At 46.0% G+C, this 19640-nt stretch carries 22 protein-coding genes; 6 read left to right on the forward strand and 16 right to left on the reverse strand.

Features of this window, described 5'->3' with window-relative positions; all coding sequences use genetic code 11:
* Positions 1 to 271 precede the first annotated feature (271 nt).
* Positions 272 to 544, forward strand: a complete 273-nt coding sequence (locus AC4JOV_RS06100; RefSeq protein ID WP_229936029.1) for a hypothetical protein — start codon at positions 272 to 274, stop codon at positions 542 to 544.
* A 168-nt stretch (positions 545 to 712) separates the two neighbouring features.
* Here AC4JOV_RS06100 and AC4JOV_RS06105 read toward each other — a convergent pair whose 3' ends face one another.
* Entirely contained in the window at positions 713 to 1039 is a 327-nt protein-coding gene (locus AC4JOV_RS06105; RefSeq protein WP_229936028.1) for a hypothetical protein, read from the reverse strand.
* 231 nt (positions 1040 to 1270) lie between these two features.
* Here AC4JOV_RS06105 and AC4JOV_RS06110 point away from each other — a divergent pair, with 231 nt between their 5' ends.
* The gene (locus AC4JOV_RS06110) at positions 1271 to 2668 is read left to right on the forward strand and encodes an MBL fold metallo-hydrolase RNA specificity domain-containing protein (protein ID WP_229936027.1); all 1398 of its coding nucleotides are present in this window, start codon (positions 1271 to 1273) and stop codon (positions 2666 to 2668) included.
* 58 nt (positions 2669 to 2726) lie between these two features.
* Here the strand turns inward: AC4JOV_RS06110 and AC4JOV_RS06115 are convergent, their stop codons facing one another.
* From AC4JOV_RS06115 to AC4JOV_RS06145, 7 genes are all read right to left on the reverse strand, one after another.
* A complete protein-coding gene (locus tag AC4JOV_RS06115; protein WP_229936026.1) occupies positions 2727 to 2948 on the reverse strand; it encodes a hypothetical protein in 222 nt (73 codons plus the stop codon).
* Between the two features lie 257 nt (positions 2949 to 3205).
* Positions 3206 to 3985 (reverse strand): helix-turn-helix transcriptional regulator, encoded by a 780-nt coding sequence (locus AC4JOV_RS06120; RefSeq protein ID WP_229936025.1) that lies wholly within the window; start codon positions 3983 to 3985, stop codon positions 3206 to 3208.
* A 183-nt stretch (positions 3986 to 4168) separates the two neighbouring features.
* Positions 4169 to 4453 (reverse strand): hypothetical protein, encoded by a 285-nt coding sequence (locus AC4JOV_RS06125; protein WP_229936024.1) that lies wholly within the window; start codon positions 4451 to 4453, stop codon positions 4169 to 4171.
* Positions 4454 to 4651: 198 nt separating this feature from the next.
* Positions 4652 to 7357: a cation-translocating P-type ATPase gene (locus AC4JOV_RS06130; protein ID WP_229936023.1), complete on the reverse strand. Its 2706-nt coding sequence runs from the start codon at positions 7355 to 7357 to the stop codon at positions 4652 to 4654.
* Positions 7358 to 7491: 134 nt separating this feature from the next.
* Positions 7492 to 8445, reverse strand: coding sequence for a ribonuclease Z (locus AC4JOV_RS06135; RefSeq protein ID WP_229936022.1), 954 nt, complete (start codon positions 8443 to 8445; stop codon positions 7492 to 7494).
* Between the two features lies 1 nt (position 8446).
* Positions 8447 to 9004, reverse strand: a complete 558-nt coding sequence (locus tag AC4JOV_RS06140) for a CDP-alcohol phosphatidyltransferase family protein (RefSeq protein ID WP_229936021.1) — start codon at positions 9002 to 9004, stop codon at positions 8447 to 8449.
* Positions 9005 to 9014: 10 nt separating this feature from the next.
* Positions 9015 to 9239 carry a DUF2905 domain-containing protein gene (locus AC4JOV_RS06145; RefSeq protein ID WP_229936020.1) on the reverse strand — a complete coding sequence of 75 codons (225 nt, stop codon included), beginning with the start codon at positions 9237 to 9239 and terminating at the stop codon, positions 9015 to 9017.
* A 186-nt stretch (positions 9240 to 9425) separates the two neighbouring features.
* On the opposite strand from AC4JOV_RS06145, the gene AC4JOV_RS06150 reads away from it, so the two are divergent.
* Positions 9426 to 10208, forward strand: a complete 783-nt coding sequence (locus AC4JOV_RS06150) for a thioredoxin fold domain-containing protein (protein WP_229936019.1) — start codon at positions 9426 to 9428, stop codon at positions 10206 to 10208.
* 15 nt (positions 10209 to 10223) lie between these two features.
* Here the strand turns inward: AC4JOV_RS06150 and AC4JOV_RS06155 are convergent, their stop codons facing one another.
* The 3 genes from AC4JOV_RS06155 to AC4JOV_RS06165 are packed head-to-tail and all read right to left on the reverse strand — an operon-like array spanning position 10224 to position 11638.
* Positions 10224 to 10682 (reverse strand): hypothetical protein, encoded by a 459-nt coding sequence (locus AC4JOV_RS06155; protein WP_229936018.1) that lies wholly within the window; start codon positions 10680 to 10682, stop codon positions 10224 to 10226.
* Positions 10683 to 10705: 23 nt separating this feature from the next.
* Positions 10706 to 11017 carry a YqfO family protein gene (locus AC4JOV_RS06160; protein ID WP_229936017.1) on the reverse strand — a complete coding sequence of 104 codons (312 nt, stop codon included), beginning with the start codon at positions 11015 to 11017 and terminating at the stop codon, positions 10706 to 10708.
* Positions 11018 to 11638 (reverse strand): DUF2238 domain-containing protein, encoded by a 621-nt coding sequence (locus AC4JOV_RS06165; RefSeq protein ID WP_229936016.1) that lies wholly within the window; start codon positions 11636 to 11638, stop codon positions 11018 to 11020.
* A gap of 81 nt (positions 11639 to 11719) precedes the next feature.
* Here AC4JOV_RS06165 and AC4JOV_RS06170 point away from each other — a divergent pair, with 81 nt between their 5' ends.
* The gene (locus AC4JOV_RS06170) at positions 11720 to 12907 is read left to right on the forward strand and encodes a cation:proton antiporter (protein ID WP_229936015.1); all 1188 of its coding nucleotides are present in this window, start codon (positions 11720 to 11722) and stop codon (positions 12905 to 12907) included.
* Complete coding sequence (locus AC4JOV_RS06175) at positions 12900 to 13427, forward strand: O-acetyl-ADP-ribose deacetylase (RefSeq protein WP_229936014.1); 528 nt, start codon at positions 12900 to 12902, stop codon at positions 13425 to 13427. Before AC4JOV_RS06170 ends, AC4JOV_RS06175 begins: the two co-directional genes overlap by 8 nt.
* Here the strand turns inward: AC4JOV_RS06175 and AC4JOV_RS06180 are convergent.
* The 5 genes from AC4JOV_RS06180 to AC4JOV_RS06200 form a co-directional block, all read right to left on the reverse strand.
* The gene (locus AC4JOV_RS06180) at positions 13424 to 14179 is read right to left on the reverse strand and encodes an NYN domain-containing protein (RefSeq protein ID WP_229936013.1); all 756 of its coding nucleotides are present in this window, start codon (positions 14177 to 14179) and stop codon (positions 13424 to 13426) included. The two genes, AC4JOV_RS06175 and AC4JOV_RS06180, sit on opposite strands and share 4 nt — an antisense overlap.
* A 2-nt stretch (positions 14180 to 14181) precedes the next feature.
* Positions 14182 to 14622 carry a rhodanese-like domain-containing protein gene (locus AC4JOV_RS06185; RefSeq protein WP_229936012.1) on the reverse strand — a complete coding sequence of 147 codons (441 nt, stop codon included), beginning with the start codon at positions 14620 to 14622 and terminating at the stop codon, positions 14182 to 14184.
* 125 nt (positions 14623 to 14747) lie between these two features.
* Positions 14748 to 15350, reverse strand: a complete 603-nt coding sequence (rsmD, locus tag AC4JOV_RS06190; protein ID WP_229936011.1) for a 16S rRNA (guanine(966)-N(2))-methyltransferase RsmD — start codon at positions 15348 to 15350, stop codon at positions 14748 to 14750.
* 24 nt (positions 15351 to 15374) lie between these two features.
* Entirely contained in the window at positions 15375 to 16697 is a 1323-nt protein-coding gene (locus AC4JOV_RS06195) for a C40 family peptidase (RefSeq protein WP_229936010.1), read from the reverse strand.
* A gap of 91 nt (positions 16698 to 16788) precedes the next feature.
* A complete protein-coding gene (locus tag AC4JOV_RS06200; RefSeq protein WP_229936009.1) occupies positions 16789 to 17862 on the reverse strand; it encodes a mandelate racemase/muconate lactonizing enzyme family protein in 1074 nt (357 codons plus the stop codon).
* A gap of 114 nt (positions 17863 to 17976) precedes the next feature.
* Between AC4JOV_RS06200 and AC4JOV_RS06205 the strand changes: the two genes are divergently transcribed.
* Positions 17977 to 19311: a BamA/TamA family outer membrane protein gene (locus AC4JOV_RS06205; RefSeq protein ID WP_229936008.1), complete on the forward strand. Its 1335-nt coding sequence runs from the start codon at positions 17977 to 17979 to the stop codon at positions 19309 to 19311.
* The last annotated feature ends 329 nt before the right edge of the window (positions 19312 to 19640 follow it).

A 19640-nucleotide genomic window follows, 5' to 3' on the forward strand; every position in this document is an offset into this window, starting at 1 on the left:
AATGTGCCCAAAATGTACCTCAAACTGACTATTGTTGGAGAAGTAGAGCTTTTTGATAGAGTAGTATGATACATCAGTGTAATGGAGACTCCAAAACGGGGTTTTGTAGCGGGTGGGGGGGACATTTTATATCAGAAGATATAAAGTGAAATAAAAACAGACACGCCTGTACTTTCCTGATAGATCCGATAAGTAAAAATCACAATTTGACATATAAATGGCTTATCTCTTTTTTTCATGGCACACTAGAAAAAAAGTATCGGGGTGAACGATGAAGATTTCATCGAAAGAGATGCTTGAGAAGATGAGCGGGCTCTTTTATGCGCGTTCAACACACTATAGATATAACAGGCATCCGGAATTTAGTGAAAAATATCGAGACGGCAGATTGGCTGCTTATGACTATATCAGTGAGCTTTGTTTGTATTTCCTTGAGGAGGAGAGGAGTATCAATGAACGCTTCAGGGAGCAGATAGTCGCCCAGAGAGATAAATACTCTACACTGCACGATAGCGAATATAAAAAGGCCTCTATGATGCCCTGAATGATGTGTTGAATGAGATTCTAACAGTATAGAATAGTTAATGATTCGTTTGTCATTCGTTTATAAGTTTAAACTATCATAATGAAGAGTTTGAGGCTTATTTCTTCCTCTTCTTCCCTTTTTTGAGCCTCGAACTCTTTAACTGGAGACGCTTTGAAGAACTGTTGTTTAGAGAAGCGCTTTAAGCGTATGGTTGTCTAGGATATTTTCATCCCATACCACATAATTATTTTTAGTCATATCATGATATCTTATCTGGGCACCGTTGCTGATACCGGCTTTTGTGGCTATAACCCCTCTTGCACTTTTCTCTGTCCATCCAAGCTCAACAAATGTCTTCTCCAGTTTTCTTCTGTCAATCCCCAGTCTTTCAGAGATGTCAAAAGCGGTTAGAACCTTGACAGGTTTTTGCAGTTTCTCTCTGGATGGTCTGTTTGACGTTTTTTGGGTACTTTTCCTCCCCGACCCATTGAAAAAATTTTTGATACGTTTCATCCGTACTCCTTGAAAGTAAAGGATGAGTATAGCCAAGTTATTTTTATGCTCTGTTTCTATCCATAGAAATAATTAAGTGTAATGTATCTATGTGTTTCAAGCATACCCAAGGTTGCACAGCGTTTGATACGATATTAAAAATAGCATGCTTTTAGCGTGAATCGGAGGGGAAATACCTTCTACTTGCACAATCGCATGATATGCTGTACAATTAAATAAAAAGGATGGAAAATGGCAACGATTACTTCTCACGGGGCAGCAGGGGTTGTGACAGGTTCCTGTCACTTGTTTGCGATAGAGAATGGGCCTAAGATTCTCATAGACTGCGGTATGTTCCAGGGTCCGGAAGAGGAGCAGAACTTCGGGCCGTTCCATTTTGATCCTTCGGAGATCGATTATCTGTTGATCACCCATGCGCACCTTGATCACATCGGTCGCGTACCGAAGCTGGTGAAAGAGGGGTTTAAAGGCACGATCTATACCACGGAAGCAAGTGCAGAGCTGGCAGAGATCATTTTTCTGGATAGTGCAAAGATCATGAAAGAGGATTATGAAACACGGTATAAAAAAGCGCAGAGAAGAGGCAGGGAAGAGGAAGAGAGACTTCCGCTCTACGGCGAAGAGGATATAGAGACAACTTTTGATCTCGACTGGTACCTCTGTGAGTATGAAAATCCTGTATCACTGGAGGAGGGGGTCACTGTCACTTACCATGATGCGGGACACATTCTTGGGTCTGCGTTTCTGGAGATTGTGTACAGGGAGAGAGGTGTCGAGCAGACGATTGTTTTCTCAGGGGATATCGGTCATGATGACAATATCGTTCAACATGACCTCACGGAGTGTACGCATGCCAATACACTCTATGTAGAGTCAACCTATGGTGACCGCAACCACCAGAGTACGGATGATACGATCACTGAGTTTAAAAAAGTAGTGATAGAGACGCTCAATGATTGGGGAAATGTACTCATTCCCTCATTTGCCATCGAAAGGACTCAGGAGATCCTCTGTATCCTCAAAGAGATGCATGATAGAAAAGAGCTGCCGCAGTGCAGGATCTTTCTGGACAGTCCGATGGCCACCCGTGCTACGGAGGTCTATAACAACTACTCCCACCTTCTCAGTAAAAAGTGCCAGGAGTTCAAAGAACGGGACGGTACGATCTTTGATTTTGAGTGGCTGCAGTATACGCCGGATGTCGAAGCTTCAAAGCAGATCAATGAGTTTGACCGCCGTACGATCATCATCGCGGGGAGCGGGATGTGTACGGGAGGAAGGATCCTGCACCATTTTAAAAACCGCCTCTGGAACAGAAAAAACAGTGTGATATTTGTAGGCTACCAGGTGGAGGGTACGATGGGAAGACATATTGTGGATGGCGCCAGGTGGGTCAAGATCTTCAGGGAAGATATTCTTGTCAAAGCATCTGTCCATACCATCAACGGATTTTCGGCACACGCAGATCAAAATGCGATCATCAAATGGATCTCCAGGATGGAGGATCTGAACCGTATCTTTTTGATCCACGGGGAGAGAGACAAGCAGATCATTCTCCGCAGTGTTTTGGAAAATATTTTTGAACAGAAGGTGCATATGGTTGAACCTGAAGAGGTGATCTATCTTTGAAATGGGTGTTTATCTGATGGTGTGGAATCCATACGATCAGAGGAGGATATAAACCGCGTTAAAAGCACATAAGGAATGTCCGTCTCAGCATCTTTCTGTAATGGCTTTTTTTTAGCACAGTCGCTTCATGATCACCATCTGGTTCCTCTGTTGCCCCATATCCATAATATGCCTTCGGATTCTCTTCCTGCGTTTTATTGAGTTCAAAAATATGGTTTACTTTGCACATAAACAATACACCAAAAAGGATAACCCATCCTGTGATAATTCCCGCATTCATTGTGACCTCCTTTGCGAGATTTCAATCTCTCTTTAGACGTTCTGCCAAGATTAAGAGATATTTCAAACCGTTTATCATTCATCCATTTACTCTTCACTCTAGCACTATTGTGTGTAATGTGTATGGAACATCCGTCTAAAATGTTTCAGTATCAAGCAGAGTATTCTTTGGAATACAATCTATGACTTATATGGAGGGAAAGGATCATAGTGGGGAGATGAACCATTCACCAAAGGTATCCTTATTAAGAGAGTCGCTTATGCTGAAGAGTTTAGTTTTTTATAAAGTTCCAGTTTGGAGCTTATGCCATATTTATTGAAGATATTTTTCATATGTGTTTTAAGTGTATTAATCGAGATCGAAAGTTCTGCGGCTATTTCCGGATAAGTAAACCCCGCCAACACTTTTTTAACAATGATCTTCTCCTGTTTTGTCAGCATTCCCATATCTTCATTAATTCGCACACACTTTGCAAAGAGCATATGGTTTTCCTTGTCATAAAGCGGTTGCAGGATATGCTGCAATAACAATGTACTTATCTCAATCTCTTTGAAGTCAAGAGGAGTATCGGACTGTGAGATAAAAAGGCTGAACCCCATTCTGTTATACTTGTTTTGGGTATATAAAGGAGTAATGACGCCTTTTGTCATACCCAGTTCAGCACTCATCTCTAACGCTTCTTTTTTACTGAGATACCCCTTCAGTATGTCATGAAGGTCTTTGATCTCCATATAGTTACCTTGACTGATGTAACGGGAGTGACAGTGATCGAGGAATGTGTTCCAACGATATTTTTTTTGTAAGGGAAAATATTTTTTTGCAAGTTGTTTAAAAATATTTTTCTCTTCAATGATAAATCGTAAATTGATCATATCTTCTGCTTTAAGACATACAACTATGATATCGGCACGTGTACTGTTTTGAAACATTTTGATATGTGCATGTACAATATCTTCAAGCCTCTCCCCTTCGATCAAAGACTCCTGAAGTTCTATGATCTCAAGCAGATGCTCTTTTCCCAGGTCACATGTTTCCATCACTTACCCCTTTACTGTTAAACATATCCATTGTATCGCACTACCTATTATAAAAAATTGAATAGATAACCGAAAGCGGTGATTTAATAGTAGGAAAGGGGGAAGAGGTTACACACCCGTTATGATGAAAATGAATTTTAAAAGTCAAATGATGAACCGGCTTTTCGGAAAGCTTGACCTTGATCAGTCATACTCTTTTAGGCTGTATACATCTTTCTCTTCTTTTCCGGACATACATAACATAAGATATTTTTCCTGTATGATATTGCCATGATCCAAGATAAAGTTTTGCAGACGGTCCCTATTTGCCCGTGTATTATCAGAGCTATAGATCTCTTTCATTGTTTCAAGTAGTTTATTGTAGGTTCGGATATCGCAATATGGATTGCTGCAATTCACAATACATTGCAGTTTATTGTAAAGATTTGTCCCTCGGGCAAACAATACTGACACTGCCAAGATATTCATCTATTCCCCTTTTCCCCTTCTTTATTGACTTATTATAATCAATCTATTCTTAGGTATTCTATAAGTTGTATTTATCCGAAGATATTTACTTATGATATGAGAGCTTAAAGGTCACGTATATTATGATAAGCGGGATCACTACCTGTTTTGTCGTAGGTGGTCCCACGGTATCACCGAGAGAAGTCAAAGACTTTTATATTATGTGGAGAATCGAATGCGTATCTGTTTATCCGCCTCAATGATCAAAAACATCAGGATGGAGATTCCCAGGATGATCAGCATATCAGAAACTCCCGCAGCTTCGGTTTCAAAGATACTCTGCAGCCATGGCAGGTAGGTAATGGCGAACTGTCCTATGACCACGGCAGTGATAGAGATCCAGACCGTAGCGGTTGCGCGTATCGCTTTCCATCCCCATAGGGTATTGTGCATATTACGGATGAACAGGAGGTGGAAGATCTCCATAGATACCAGTGTATTCATCGCCAGGGTACGTGCAAGCGTTTCGCTGTAGTTCTGCGAAAGCGCATACTCATAGATACCGAATATCCCTGCAAGGAAGAGCGAGGAAACGAGTATGATATGCCATGCGAGACCACCGCTGAGGAGTGATTCATCTCGGGGCCGCGGAGCTCTCCGCATCGTATGCTCTTCTGTAGGTTCAAAAGCCAGGGCGATCCCCAGTGTAACTGCCGTGATCATATTGACCCAGAGTATCTGGATCGGTGTGACAGGGAGACTGAGCCCGAGAAGGATCGCAGCAATGATCGTCATCGCCTCGCCTGCATTGGTGGGGAGTGTCCAGCTGATCACCTTTTTCAGATTATCATAGACAGTACGCCCTTCGCGTACGGCAGCGACAATAGAGGCAAAATTATCATCGGTCAATACGATTTCAGCAGCCTCTTTAGCTGCTTCCGTACCGGTTTTTCCCATGGCGATACCGACCCCTGCACGTTTGAGGGCAGGAGCATCGTTGACCCCGTCACCCGTCATCGCTACGGTCATACCGGAGGATTGCATCGCCATCACAAGGCGCAGTTTATCTTCAGGACTTGTACGTGCAAAGATCCCTGTCTCTTTGATCACTGAGGGGAGGGTATCATCATCCAGCTTTTCAAGCTCTATCCCGGTCAGGACCCTGTCACTATGGTGCAACCCCAATTGTCTCCCGATCGCGGATGCAGTCAGGGCATGGTCACCGGTGATCATTTTTACCTCGATACCTGCACGGTGGCACTCTGCAATGGCGTCTATCGCTTCAGCCCTGGGAGGATCGATCAGTCCTGCGAGTCCAAGAAAGATGAGTGAGTCTGTGATGTCATCGTGTTCAAGTACCGTATGGTCCGGCTGGACCGGTTTGAATGCAAATGCCAGCAGCCGCTCTCCCTGTGCGGCAATGGTATCGGCTTCCTTCTGCCAGAAATCCTTATCTATAGGTTCTGTATCCTGCCCGCCGCAGCGCTGCATGGTGCACAGATCAAGTAGTGTTTCGGGTGCGCCTTTGACGAATATAAAGGCATGTTTCTCATGATTATGGTTGAGGGTGGCCATATATTTGTGCCTGGTATCAAAAGGGATCAGATCCGTACGCTGCCAATCATCTCTTGTCTTTTGGAAAGGAATCCCGATTTTGCCAGAAAATGCAAGCAGTGCTCCCTCCATGGGGTCACCTTGCACACTCCAGAGATTGTTCTCATGGAGAAGTTGGGAGTTGTTGCACAAAACGGCTGCTCGTCCGATCTCTTCAAGTTCCGGATAGGTGCTGAGATCAGCCGGTTTTTCATCGGCCAGTACTTCTCCGGAGGGTTCATATCCGGTTCCGCTGATCTCAAACCGATGCCCGCAGGTCACGAAAGAGACGACATTCATCTCATTACGCGTCAATGTCCCTGTCTTGTCTGAGCAGATCACAGAGACAGAACCGAGAGTCTCTATCGCCGGAAGACGCCGTACAATGGCATTTCGCCGTGCCATGGCCTGTACACCGACAGCCAGTGTGATCGTCAGTACCGCAGGCAGGCCTTCCGGTATCGCAGCGACAGAGAGTCCCACAACCGCCATGAAAGTTGTGCTAAAGTCCTGGTGCAGCACTGCATAGCCAAAAAGAAGGATCAATGCCGCTACAGCAAGAATAAAAAGCGTAAGCAGTTTCGCAAAATATGCCATCTGAATGACCAACGGTGTCTGGAGTGTCTCCACAGTCGAGAGCAGGCCGCTGATACGTCCGATCTGCGTCTGTGCGCCTGTCGCGACGACCACCCCTGTGCCTTCACCGCTCGCTACGGTCGTCCCGCTGAATGCCATACTGAAACGGTCCCCGAGAGAAGACTCTGCTGCGACAGCCTCAGCACGCTTCTCTACCGTAGTCGATTCTCCTGTAAGTGCGGCTTCCTGGATCTGAAGTCCATGGGTCGTTAAGAGGCGCAGGTCAGCCGGCACCTTGTCTCCGGCTTCAAGCAGTACGATATCTCCGGGCACCAATGCTTCGGCCATGATATGCTCACGTACCCCTTCGCGGATCACGTTGGCACGCAGTGCCAGCATATCTCTGATGGCATCCATCGCCTTTTCGGCTTTCCCTTCCTGCAGAAAACCGATCAATGCATTGATGATCACCACCGCAACAATGACAGCCGTATCTACAACGTGTCCAAGGAGTGCGGTGATGAGTGCTGCACCCAGAAGTACATAGATCAGGATATTATGAAAGTGAGAGAGAAAACGGAGCAGGGGGTTGGGGCGTGCCGGTTTGGGCAGTTCGTTCGGTCCGAATGTAACTGCTCTCCCTTCAGCACTTTCCCGGCTCAACCCTTTTGTGGTCGTATTGAGTGACGCGAGTGTCTCTTCGGCTGATCTATGGTGCCAGTCATCAACCGATTGAATGAAGTTTTTGTCTATCATGGGGAAATCCTCATATGTTCTCTGAAACTTCTGTATACATTACTAGCTGAACCTAAATCCTCTGAGTATACAATAAATAATGGTTTAAGACAAGCAATCATTCGTCACGCTCTTCATTGAAAGATCAGGAGAGATTAAAGCGGTATGATAATGCCATCCCTGTTGAGCAGATAGGTGTCAAAATCATTTGCAATGAAGAGGTTTCCCTTGTAGTAACGCGCCAGTTCCTTCTCGACCGCTTCGATACCGATCCTGCCGTTTGCGTTATAGCGGGGGTTGATATGCGTTGCGATCAGGTTTTTGACACAGTGATCCTGGGCACATCTACCCAGATCTTTTGCCGTCGTATGCTGTACTTTGACCGGAAGATGGTCATAGGTCTCCTGCAGATAGGTGCACTCATGTACCAAAAGGTCTATCTCTTCGAGGTAATCGCCCATGATCTCGGGTACAGCATTGTCACCGGCTATGATCACTTTTCTGCCGATATGCGGTTCAAGCATAAACGATTCAGGAGAGATGGTCTCACCGTTGACTACGATCTTTTTCCCTCTTTTAAGCTCTCCGAAAAGCGGTGAGGGCTCCACTCCCTTCGCTCTCAGCTTCTCTTCATCAAGGCGGTTGGAGGTATCGTTCTCTTTGATAGAAAAGGCATGACTCTCTACAGAGTGAATCAACGGTAAGACCTTCAGGGTAAATTTATCAAAGGTATATTCATCGTAGGGGGTATACTCTATGATCGTCAGTTCGTAGCCCAGTTTCTCATAGCTGATATCCTTCATGACGCACGCTATGAATTGTCTGATGCCGATCGGCCCGTAAATGGTCAAAGGGTTGAATGCTTTATCGAGCTTTTTGGAGGAGAGAAGCCCAGGCAGCCCATAGTAGTGGTCTCCATGCATATGGGTGATGAAGATCGTACTGAGTTTACCGACCGATAGCCTGCTGCGTAAAAGCTGGTGCTGCGTTCCTTCCCCGCAGTCGAAAAGGTACCATTGGGTATCCTGGTCAAACTCCAGGCCCAGTGCGCTGACATTCCTCTCTCTTGTCGGTTTTCCGGCACTTGTCCCCAAAAATGTAAACTGCATCTTATCTCCTTGATTTCAGTGCATGCCAAAGTGAGTGAATATTGGTTTGTTCTTTTTTCAACAGCAGTGTGATAGCCATGTTCTCTACTGTTTCTATGAGCAAAAAGTAGACAGCCCAGTGAAAGACCATCGGTTCTTTAAAAAGCAGCAGTATCCCCACACCCGCACCCATGAGTATCGCAGAGATCTTCGTGATCCATGTATGATAGGAGGCGAGTTTACCGAACTTGATCAGCGAGAAGAGAGCAGGGACCGCATAGAGTACCGCTGCTGCACCGATATAGGAAAGCTCGTTTCGTATGAGCTCCGGCCAGAGCCACCAGGCTGCTCCGAGTGTCGAGATATAGGTGAGGACATCGCCGTAGGTATCCAGACGTGCACCAAGCGTAGTGGTCTGACGGAGTGCACGGGCGATAAAACCATCCAAGGCATCAGAGAGCAGCATCGCACCCAAAATGGCATAAAAGAGTGTCGGCATACCTAGCCAGCCGCTAAGCAGCAGAAAAGGTGCAGCGATGATACGAAACAGGCTTAAGAGGTTGGGGATATTCCAGGTCATCCACATCTCCTTACTTTAGATATTTTCCAAAAAGATAAAAAAGAAGAGACAAAATCACACTGATGATGATTGATGTAGTGATAGGGAAATAAAAAGTAAATCCCTCCTTTTTGATAGTGATATCACCGGGCAGTCTCCCCAGATTATAGGGGAGTTTGTCACCGAAACTGAGTAAAAAGCCGATGGTGAGAATAACTATCCCCATGATCATTAATACTCTTCCAAACTCTGCCATGTCCGCTCCTTACAGGTATTATAACAAAGTAGGGAGCAATATGGTTACTGTGAAAAGATTTTTGAATGAACTCTTACATCTGAAAAGTAGATCTTTGCTACGTTATAATGTCAGTTTTAAACTGATATTTTATCATCACAAAGGGGGTATCCTCTAAAGAGATGTACCAACGTAAGAGGAGAAAAGATGAAAAGACTCATGATCTGGATGGGAGGTGTGCTCTCCCTGTTTGCCTCAGAGGGGGCAGAAGTTTTTGACAGGCACTGTGCTTCGTGCCACAGTTATTATCTGCCGATGCGTCAAGTGATTGCAAATGCCGAGCAGAATAACACCCTGCTGCAGCTCAAAGCACCCACGCTGAACCAGCTTTCATTCGGTATGAGGTTGAATGTCGGTGACAGAAAGGCCGATGAAGAGTCTCAGCGAATGGAGGTCGAGGAGTATCTCGCATCCTATATCGCTTCACCTGAAAGGGAAAAGAGTGTTCTGCCCAAAGAACTGACATATTTCTACCCGGATATGCCCTCCATGCACGATCTGCTTGATGAAGAGCAGATAGAAGCGCTGAGCAGCTTTATATTTGAGTATGCGGAAGAGATGATCGAAGCACACAGTGCCAAGGTCTATACGTTTGAAGAGGCGGTAGAGAGAGCAAAAGAGCAAAAGAAGGTCATTATGATAAGAGGGGTGCTGCCTTTTTGTAAATGGTGTATCAAAATGGACAGAGAGGTGATGGTGGAACCCGAAGTACGTGCACTCCTGGATGAATCCTTCGTGGTGGTCAAAACCAATGTAGTGACAGAAAAACTTCCGCTCGGTATGAAGTCTCTGGGGACACCCTCTTTTTATTTTATCAAGAGTGACGGAGAGACGATCATAGATCAGTTGAACGGTTATGGCAATAAAGAGGAGTTCTTATCACTGCTCAGGGGGATACTGGAAGCGGCAAAGGAGCAACCCAACCTATAACACGCTTTCGTTGGCTCAGAAGAGTTCTCTCTTCTCCTTTCTTCGTTCATCTCCGCGATAGGTTTCATTGTTGATCTGAGTAAGATCCCTGAAGTCGTTTCGGAGGCTGACGCCTGCCATCTCTTCAAACTCCCGAAACTCTGTAGCCTTGACCCAGAAGGAGACCTCTGTGACATGCACCATATGCCACTTTTCATCAAAAACTTCTTTCTGAAAGACCACGTAGGCTGCAGCAGTCTCTTGCGTATCGTTAGCGTTAAACTTATAGCGCAGAAACTTCGGAAGAAGTTCCAGTGTTTTGATCTGATCTATCTTGTTCTGTTTTGCTTTTGCGATGTTCGCTGTCTCTTCCGGAGGATACTCTCCTTCAAAATATTTACTGGTAGGTACGCGTTTGAACGTTCTACCCGGTGGATCAGGGATAAACTCTTTCTCCTCTTGTGTTCCAAAGAGTTTTTTGATCAGTCCTATCATTCCGGTTACCTCTATTGTTTTTTTTAAAAATCTTCCATTTTGAATACTTCGTAGGCCACCTCTTCATAGGGGTGCGCCTCTTTCAGTGTCTCAATGGCAAGCGTCATGAGCTCATCCCTGCAGATCATCTCTACCTTGTACTCTTCGACTTTTTCGACTTCTCCGAGCGTGCCGATATACGGAGCCGCCTTTTCAATGGGCTTGAATTGCCCCGTACCCAATGTTTCAAAGCTGCACTCTTCATAGTTTTCATATTTTCCTACACCGATCTTGAAAAGTGCCTCTTTCACCGCTTCTTTCGCTTCTACCGGTACAAAAAAGTTCAGTTTATACAATTACGCTTCCTCGCCTTGCTCCTGTTTTTTACGCATCCGGAGTACCTTATCATACTGTTTATAGAAAAAGAAGTTGATCAATGCACCGATGATCGCAACCAGGGTATCTTTCTGTGCATCCCATATATCACCCTGTGTACCCAAAAATGCCAGACCAAGCTCAGGGTGAAAGGTCACCGCAGCCAGCCATTCAAACATCTCATAGACGGTAGCAATGGAAATTACCGTGGTAAGTGTAAAGAAGAGTGCTGTTTTGAGCGAACTGATACTCTGTGTGATCATCTCAAAGAGTATCCTGAAGAGCAACAACCCGAACAGAAAGTGTACGACCCTGTCAAAGTGGTTGCGCTCAAACCCAAAGAACTGGGTGATCGCATCAAAGTGCTCCATCTCGGCATAAGTATAGTGTGATCCCAGAGAGTGCAATGAGGCGAAGATCAGAAGCAGTACGATACTGACCAGGGAGTAGTGGTGTCTGCTGTCCATCCAGATGATAAAAGGGAAAAAGAGAAAGACCAACACATTTTCAAGCAGCCAGTCTGCACGGTACTTGGGATTAATGGCCATGATGATCCACACCATCATATAAATACTATAGACAACCTTATGCGATTTTGGCACCTTTTTACTCCTTGTTACTGTTATTATACCACTAATCATAGATTTGTTATAATGAATAGAGAGAAAGAGAACAGGGAAATAATGCAAACACTTTTATATATAGGGATTATCTTTTTGTTAGGTGCATTGATGCAGTGGGCAAGTCCGAAAGTCGGTCTGCCCAAAGTAGTCGGATATCTTTTTTTGGGATTGTTGATCGGTCCTGAACTGTTGGGGATCATACCCCTCAGTTTTGTGGAGGGGTCACATGTCGTGATCGACCTTGCCCTCTCTTTGATCGCTGTACTGGTCGGGGCGAATCTGAAGTACCAACGGGTCAAGGGGTTGGGAAAACAGATCATGACCATTACACTTTTTGAAGGGCTCTTTGCATTTTTGGCGGTCAGTATCGGGTTTTATCTCTCTTTGAGAGTGCTGGGAGGTTCTGCAGAGTTTGCTATCCTCTTGGGAGGGCTTGCAGCCGCAACGGCTCCCGCTGCAACGATCGCCATCACCCACGAACTGAAAGCCAAAGGAAAATTTACCACTACATTGTTGGGCGTGGTTGCACTGGATGATGCCCTGGCACTGATACTTTTTACCTTCGCTGTCATGCTTGGAGGTGTATTTATCAGTGGGGGTGAGCTTACTTTCAGATATCTGTGGGAAGTCGTCTGGATGATCATCCTGAGTGCCTTGCTGGGAGGGATAGGCGCGTTGATCTCAGTTTTGATCGATAAGCTTTTTGAACATCATAAAGGGATGGAGACCATCTCTACACTGGGGATGGTCTTTATCGTCTATGCATTGAGTGCACAGTGGGAACTTGAACCGCTTTTCAGTGCACTTGTGATGGGGGTGGTTATGACCAATGTCTCGGATGATTTTGACCTGGTAGAAGAGGAGATAGACAATCATCTTGAGGAGATCATCTTTATGCTTTTTTTTATACTCTCAGCGATGCACCTTGACCTCAGTACACTTCTTACGATGCCTTTGGTCGTCATCTCTTATGTCGTTTTTAGATTACTTGGAAAAGTAAGCGGTGTATGGGTGGGTGCAGGAGTGTCCGGTGCCGATAAGCAGGTCAAAAAATACCTGGGGATCGGGTTGATGCCTCAGGCCGGTGTCGCGATAGGATTGGCACTTTCACTCCAAAATGAACCGGCCTTTGCTTCGATCGCACCGACACTGCTTCATGTGGTGATCGCAACCACGGTGATCCATGAGTTTTTGGGACCTATTGTTACACGCTATGTATTGAAAAAGTCAGGAGAGACGCATGCATAAAGCTATCAAGATCAAAACAGGAGACATTACCAAAGAGAAGGTCTGTGCGATCGTCAATGCGGCAAACAGTTCGCTCATGGGAGGCGGCGGTGTGGATGGTGCGATACACCGGGCAGGCGGTCACGCTATCCTGGATGCGTGCAGGGAGATCAGAAACAGCCGTTATCCGGATGGGTTACCTACAGGTCAGGCAGTTGCGACAACTGCCGGGGCTATGGATGCCTCCTATGTCATCCATACGGTCGGACCGGTTTTTGGAAGTTGCGGCAGTGCGTGTGAAACACTGCTGGCATCCTGTTATACCACTTCACTCAACGTTGCACTGGCACTTGGATGCAGAGATATCGCATTTCCTGCGATCTCCACAGGTATCTATGGATATCCTAAAGAGGAAGCAGCACGTATCGCCTATCAAAGTGTCAAGGAGTTTCTGGAAGAGGGGCAGAAGATCACTGTCTATTTTGTTTTTCACAATGAATCGGATAAAACGGTTTTTGAGAAGAGTATCCAGGGAGTTTAAGAGCTGTAGCGCTTATCCCTGATACTCATCTGTTTGCTGTTCTCATCGACGTAGATATCAAAAAGATCGATTTGGTCGATGAGTTGACTCAGCTTTTTATACCCGTAGTTGATCGGGGAGAAGGAGGAGTTGTTGTTGATATACTGACCGATATCGGCAAGATTTGCCCAGCCGTCATCCTCCATCGTCTGTTCTACGGCATTTTTAAGCAGGTTGACCAGCCAGCCGTCCTGACGCATCTCCGCACCGTTTTTGCGTTTTGCAACCTGGACTTTCTCCTCAGGCGTAGGACTTTTGGTGTATGCATTGCTCATCAGGTTTTCAGTAAAGATAAACTGGGAACATGCTGCCATAAAGGGTTTAGGGGTTTTCTTCTCACCGAAACCGTAGACCTTGATTCCTTCAGCCTGTACACGCATCACTACGGGCGTAAAGTCCGAATCACTGGTAGCGAAGGCAAATGCATCGATCTGCTTGGTATGCAGCAGGTCCATCGCATCGATCGTCATCAGGATATCGGTGGCATTTTTGTTTTTGGAGTAGTCAAACTGCTGGATCGGTTTGATCGCAAGTTCCAGAAGCTTATCTTCCCAGTTTTTGAGATTGTCTTTCGTCCAGTTTCCATAGGCCTGGCGGATGTTGACCACACCGTACTTGCTCAGTTCGTTAATGATCCCGTCCAAGGCACGGTGTGAGATATTGTCACTGTCTATAAAGAGGGCGATATGTGACTCTTTGTTTCTTGTGGACACGGTCAGTTACTCTCCATTTTGAAGTAGCCTATATAGTTTTTGATGACTTTTCCTGAGCGTACCCAGCTTTCGATACCGCCTTCCAGGTTGGAAACATTATTAAATCCAAGGTCTTTAAGGGTTTTGGCACCCAGAATTCCCCGGGCCCCCTTGAGACAGTAACAGACGATATGTTGATCACTCAGGTCGACTAACTTATCATCGATGGCAAACTCAAGCTTGCCCCGCGGGATCGTGAAGATGGTCTTGGCAGGAATGACGCCCGAAGCAAACTCATCCGCTTCACGTACATCGATAAGTACCATCTTCTCCAGATCGATCTCATCGGGTGTGACCTGAGGGATCTCCTCCTTGGCTTTCTCCAAAAACTCTTTGAGGTGCCCTTTGATCTGGCTCATATCACAACGTGCGTAATACGCTTCCAGCTTAACGTTTTTTTCCATACTTCTGCTCCTTTTTATGATAGAGATAGTATAGCGATAAAGAGGGGGATTTGTAAAGTGAAAAGAGATGTTAAAGGTGTTATATTTGCAGATATCAGCGTGCCTCTTTGGCACGCTCTGTAGTGTTATAGTGTCGGCTGATAGTAGGTGAGGGTACTGCGCCCGAATTTTTTACGCTTGGTTTGTGTGAGTTGGCCGACCTGTTCGGGCATATCAAGGTTGCTCATATGCTCGACGATCACCATTTCACAGACTTCAGGCTCGATCATTTCGATCAGGTCGATCGTTTTGTCATAGACCTCATCCATCCCGTCACGTGTAGAGAAGGGAGGATCGAAATAGAAATAACTCTTTACCCCTGATCTTTTGACCATATCGTAGATGGTTTCAAACTTCTCAAAGCTGTCTCCGAAGAAGAGATGCGTATGCGCCGGATCGATATTTCTTGCATTGTTCTCAAGGATACGATAGGCGGTTTTGTTATACTCACTGAAGTAGGCATCGCTTGCCCCTCGGCTGAGTGCTTCAAGGCCTACTGAGCCTGAACCGCCGAATACCTCAACAAAATTTTTGTCTATGATATCGAACTGCAGGGTATTAAAAAGGGACTCTTTGAGGATACCCTTGGAGCTTCTGGTGGTGTCTATTGCAGGGATCTCAAGTTTTTTACCCTTGTGTTTTCCTGCATTGATGGTGGTTGTAAATACTTTGATGCGTTCTTTTCTCATAACGGGATTTTAGCGTAACTCCCGTTAAAACGTCACAATATTCTGCAATGTATTGATCAGTTTGCTCTCTTCTCGTACATCAGAACGCTCTTTCCCCGGTTCCAGGGAGGTGATGATAGTCCGCCCCGTGATGAGTTTGGTTCTATCTTTTTTGCGGATCCCCCAGTAGGTATGCATAATGACGGGTTCGCCTTTGTACTCACCCATATAGAGTACGACATGCCCCGGAACATGGAGTAGGGAACGGAAGGGTTCAGCCTCTTTGATGATCTTGCGTTTTTTGAAAGGCTTCTCCAGCCCTCTGATAGAGATTTTCTTTCCGTCCTCAGCCTGTTTACCGGAATTTCTGCGGAGAAATATACCAAAGACTCCCAAGAAGTCACGTGTCGTGGCAGAGCAGTCTCTACACTCATAGCTCCCGCCCCAACCGTAAGGTTCGCCATAAAACTCTTTGGCAAGTTTTGTGACGTTTTCAGGGGTGAAGGCCAGAGGCTTACGCGCAACAGTTTCGGTCTTTTCCGCACGGAGTTTTTCTATATGGGCATGGCCTTTATGGTCACGTGATGCGATCAGATAATGCTTTTGGTCTTTCGAGATCGGGAAGAGGGCACCCAGTTTGACGAGCGAGTATGGTTTTTGATCTTTGAAGATACGCAGGTTATCCTTGATGCTCATGGCGTAGTTGCCGTTTTTGAATGCTCTGATAAAATCATTGCCTACCAGTGCGATATCTTTTACCTTTACCCACCCGAATGCGTAGGCCCCCCGGACAAATGCCCACCGGTTGTCCCTGGAGAAGTGGGAGACATAGAGCGGTACATTGATATGATAGGCTGAGTTTTGGTTATAGTCAAAAGGAAACCCTTCCCCCGTTTTGCTCGGATCGCGGTAAAAAGCTGTTGCAGTAGGCAGTGCCTTTACATCGGTACGACGGATCGTGATCGCTTTATACCCTTTGGTATCAAGTGCATTCATATTGGCATTGTGGATCCACTTTTGATAGGAAGATGGGGGAATGATTTTCCCGTCCTCTTTGTAGATCGGTTTTTTGGTGATAAAACGTATTTCCCATCCGAAATCCTGCTCAGGGATATCGATCTTTTTGAGCTCCCAGGGTTTGAAGTATTTTTCATTGAAAAGTGCATCAAGCTCTTTTTGTTCGTTTTTATTGAATGGTTTGAGCTGATTGGCATAGTATGCCGGGTCCTGAGGGATATGTTTCATGTCGGCAACGACATTTTTGGGCATCTTGTCTATACGTGATTTCTCACGATGACTCTCTTTGAGCATATATTCAGCCTGAATGGTAGTGATCACAAAGAGGCCAAGCAGTATCAGTCGTTTCATCATAGTACTTTTTCTTTTATTCTAATAGGGTTTGATTAATAGATGGTATATAGAGCAGGGAGAAGAGGCAAAATCTCTCTGCTCTGTTACTTTAAGAGATAGCGTCTATCCCCAGACCGATCTCATCAGAGAGCAGAAGGTTACTCTCATCAAACAGGATAGTACCGCTTACAGGATTGTGTGCGAGGAGTGCCGCCCCGTCCAGATCTATCATCGTAATGGTGTCCGCTTTCGCAGAGGCTACATGCAGTGCCCCGGCAATGGCGATCGGTCCTTCGAGCATACACCCAAGCATACACTTCACCCCGTACTTCTTACAGAGGTCTGCCAGTTCAAGGGCTTTGGAGATCCCGCCGCACTTATCGAGCTTGATATTGATATAGTCCACTGCATCGTGCTCCAGCAGTCTTTTGGCATCATTGAGCGAAAAGACCGACTCATCGGCAAGCAGAGGGGTTTTGACGGCATCTTTGATCTGCTTTAGGCCGTCGATGTCGTCTGCTCTGAGCGGCTGCTCGATAAACTCTGCGATGATCCCGTAGGATTCGATCTTCTGGAGCAGTGTGATCGCCTCATCTGCTTCCCATCCCTGGTTGGCATCGAGTCTCAGCCTGATGTTCTTCGGCAGCGCTTCATAGATGGCGATGATACGTTCACTGTCCTTGATGGGATCATCGCCGATCTTTATTTTGAGTGTATCATAGCCGATACTCACGGCATGCAGGGCATCGGAGATCATCTTTTGGGTTTCATCCATACTGATCGTGATATCGGTTTTGAACGTTCTTTTAGACCCGCCGAGTAGTCTGTAGAGCGGTAGATTCCCAGCTTTTGCTCTCAGGTCATACAGTGCGATCTCAAGGGCGGATTTTGCCGTGGTATTGTGCAGAAGCTTAGTGTGTATATTTTTTAATATAGTATCGAGTTCGCTGATCTCTTTCCCGATGATAAACGGTTTGAGATAGTCGATAGCAGCCTTCATCGTATCGATCGTCTCACCGGTGATCACAGGAGTGGGAGCTCCCTCCCCGTAACCTACTGTACCGTCATCACAGGTCATGATGACGACGAGGTCTTCAAGCGTATCTACACGGCGCAGAGAGGTGATAAAGGGGGTCTTGAGCGGGGCGGTGAGAAGGGTGGTTTTGATATCAACGATTTTCATAGAAGTGATGATACAGCAGAGTGACTTAATTATAGTAAGGGCAGATCTTTGAACGCATCATCACTTCTCTGCTTCTAAGGTTTTTAGAGGTGGCCGATAGCTATAATGACTATTATGCAACTTAAAAAACTCTCATGTATTACACTATTGGCATCCTCCTTGGTGGTAGCGGAGTCTACAGAGCATTCGACCTCTCTTGCTGATCTGCTTTTCTACAGGGATGACAATCTGATCCTTCTGCCCTACGGGTTTAGTTCAGAGTCTATGGGTAGGGTAGGAGGTGCAGGTGCGATCATACAGGGGGTATTGCAGCCTCAGACGACATTGGTCCTCAGTGCTTTCGTCAGTTTGAAAGAGGATGTGGTGGTCAATGGTGAGGAGAAGAGTGAGTATACCAGAGGGGGTTTCTATCTGCTGGATAATTTCGGCGTGCCCGGCAGCGACCGTCTCTTTTTCAGCTCTTACGGGTTTCTCACCAAGATGCCGAGACAGAACTTCTACTTTGACAGCAGCCATGACTCCAATGACAAGGATCTCCTTGTAAGCCCGGCTACCAACAACATGATCACGGGGATGTTGAGTTATGTACTCCCCTGGGGTGAGGGGATCGACAATCCGGAGGGGGTGTATGAGATTGAAGAGGGTTTTGCAGTAAAGCGTGAAAATGCGGGTGGTGGTCTCCCTTTTGTGACAGGCAGAACAAGTATAGGGTTCACACTATTCTATCAGCATCAGAGCATCGACAGTTTCTTCGATGCACTGGGTGCAGGGATAGATGCACCTGCAGAGTGGAACAGCAATGGATTAAGGCTCTTTTTGTCCCATGACAATACCGATTATGAAGATAACCCCTCACGTGGTTACAGCTTTTTCCTTCAGTACTCCAGAGACTTCGGCAAGTTTGACAGCCTGCAGAGCTGGGACTTTCTGGAGTTCAAGGCCAGCAACTATGTTGATCTGGATACCTTCTCCTTCACACGTCAAAATGTTCTGGCACTTAACTTCTGGACGGCATACTCCTTCAGCTGGGAAAATGACAGTGAACTTCGTCCCGGTATAGACGCACACCGGCCCCCTATGTGGGACGGGCCGCGACTGGGAGGCTTTATGCGTATGAGAGGATATGACTCGGACAGGTTTGCAGACAAGGCTGCGATCTATGGTACGGCGGAGTACCGTATGATATTGGACTATAACCCCATCAAAGACGGTACGTTTGGTGAGTTGGCTGCCGAGAATATCCCGCTAGACTGGTTCCAGGTCGTCGGCTTCGTAGAAGCAGGGCGCGTACACGACCGCTACAACACCGAACTGCTGAGTGATATGAAGGTTGACGTGGGGATCTCACTGCGCTCCATGGTTGCCGAGATTCCTGTACGTGTAGATGTAGCATACGGGAATGAAGGGGTAGAGGCATGGCTGATGGTCCATCATCCGTTTGATTTTTAAGTTATCATCTTTTCCTATCAAAATATAGTAGGATAAAATGTCCTCTATTATCGGAATATTCTGTTGTTTTCAAGCCAGAGAGAATACCGTAGGTCGGGATGCCCTCATCCCGACAGAGAGATGAGCGGGCATCCGATGGTAATGTCGGGGTAGGGATACCCCGACCTACAAAAGATGTTTGGCAGTACCAAGCCTACTCTCGCCCCGATGGAGACGAAAAAACTGACAGCTTTATTGCTACTGACTCGTTCCCATCGTGTATAGTCAAGAGACATAGTTTACAACTGTAAAGGGACATCCTTTACACTTTTAACTATTGTAACCAAGAG

The sequence above is a fragment of the Sulfurovum sp. MH2-6 genome, assembly GCF_058374785.1.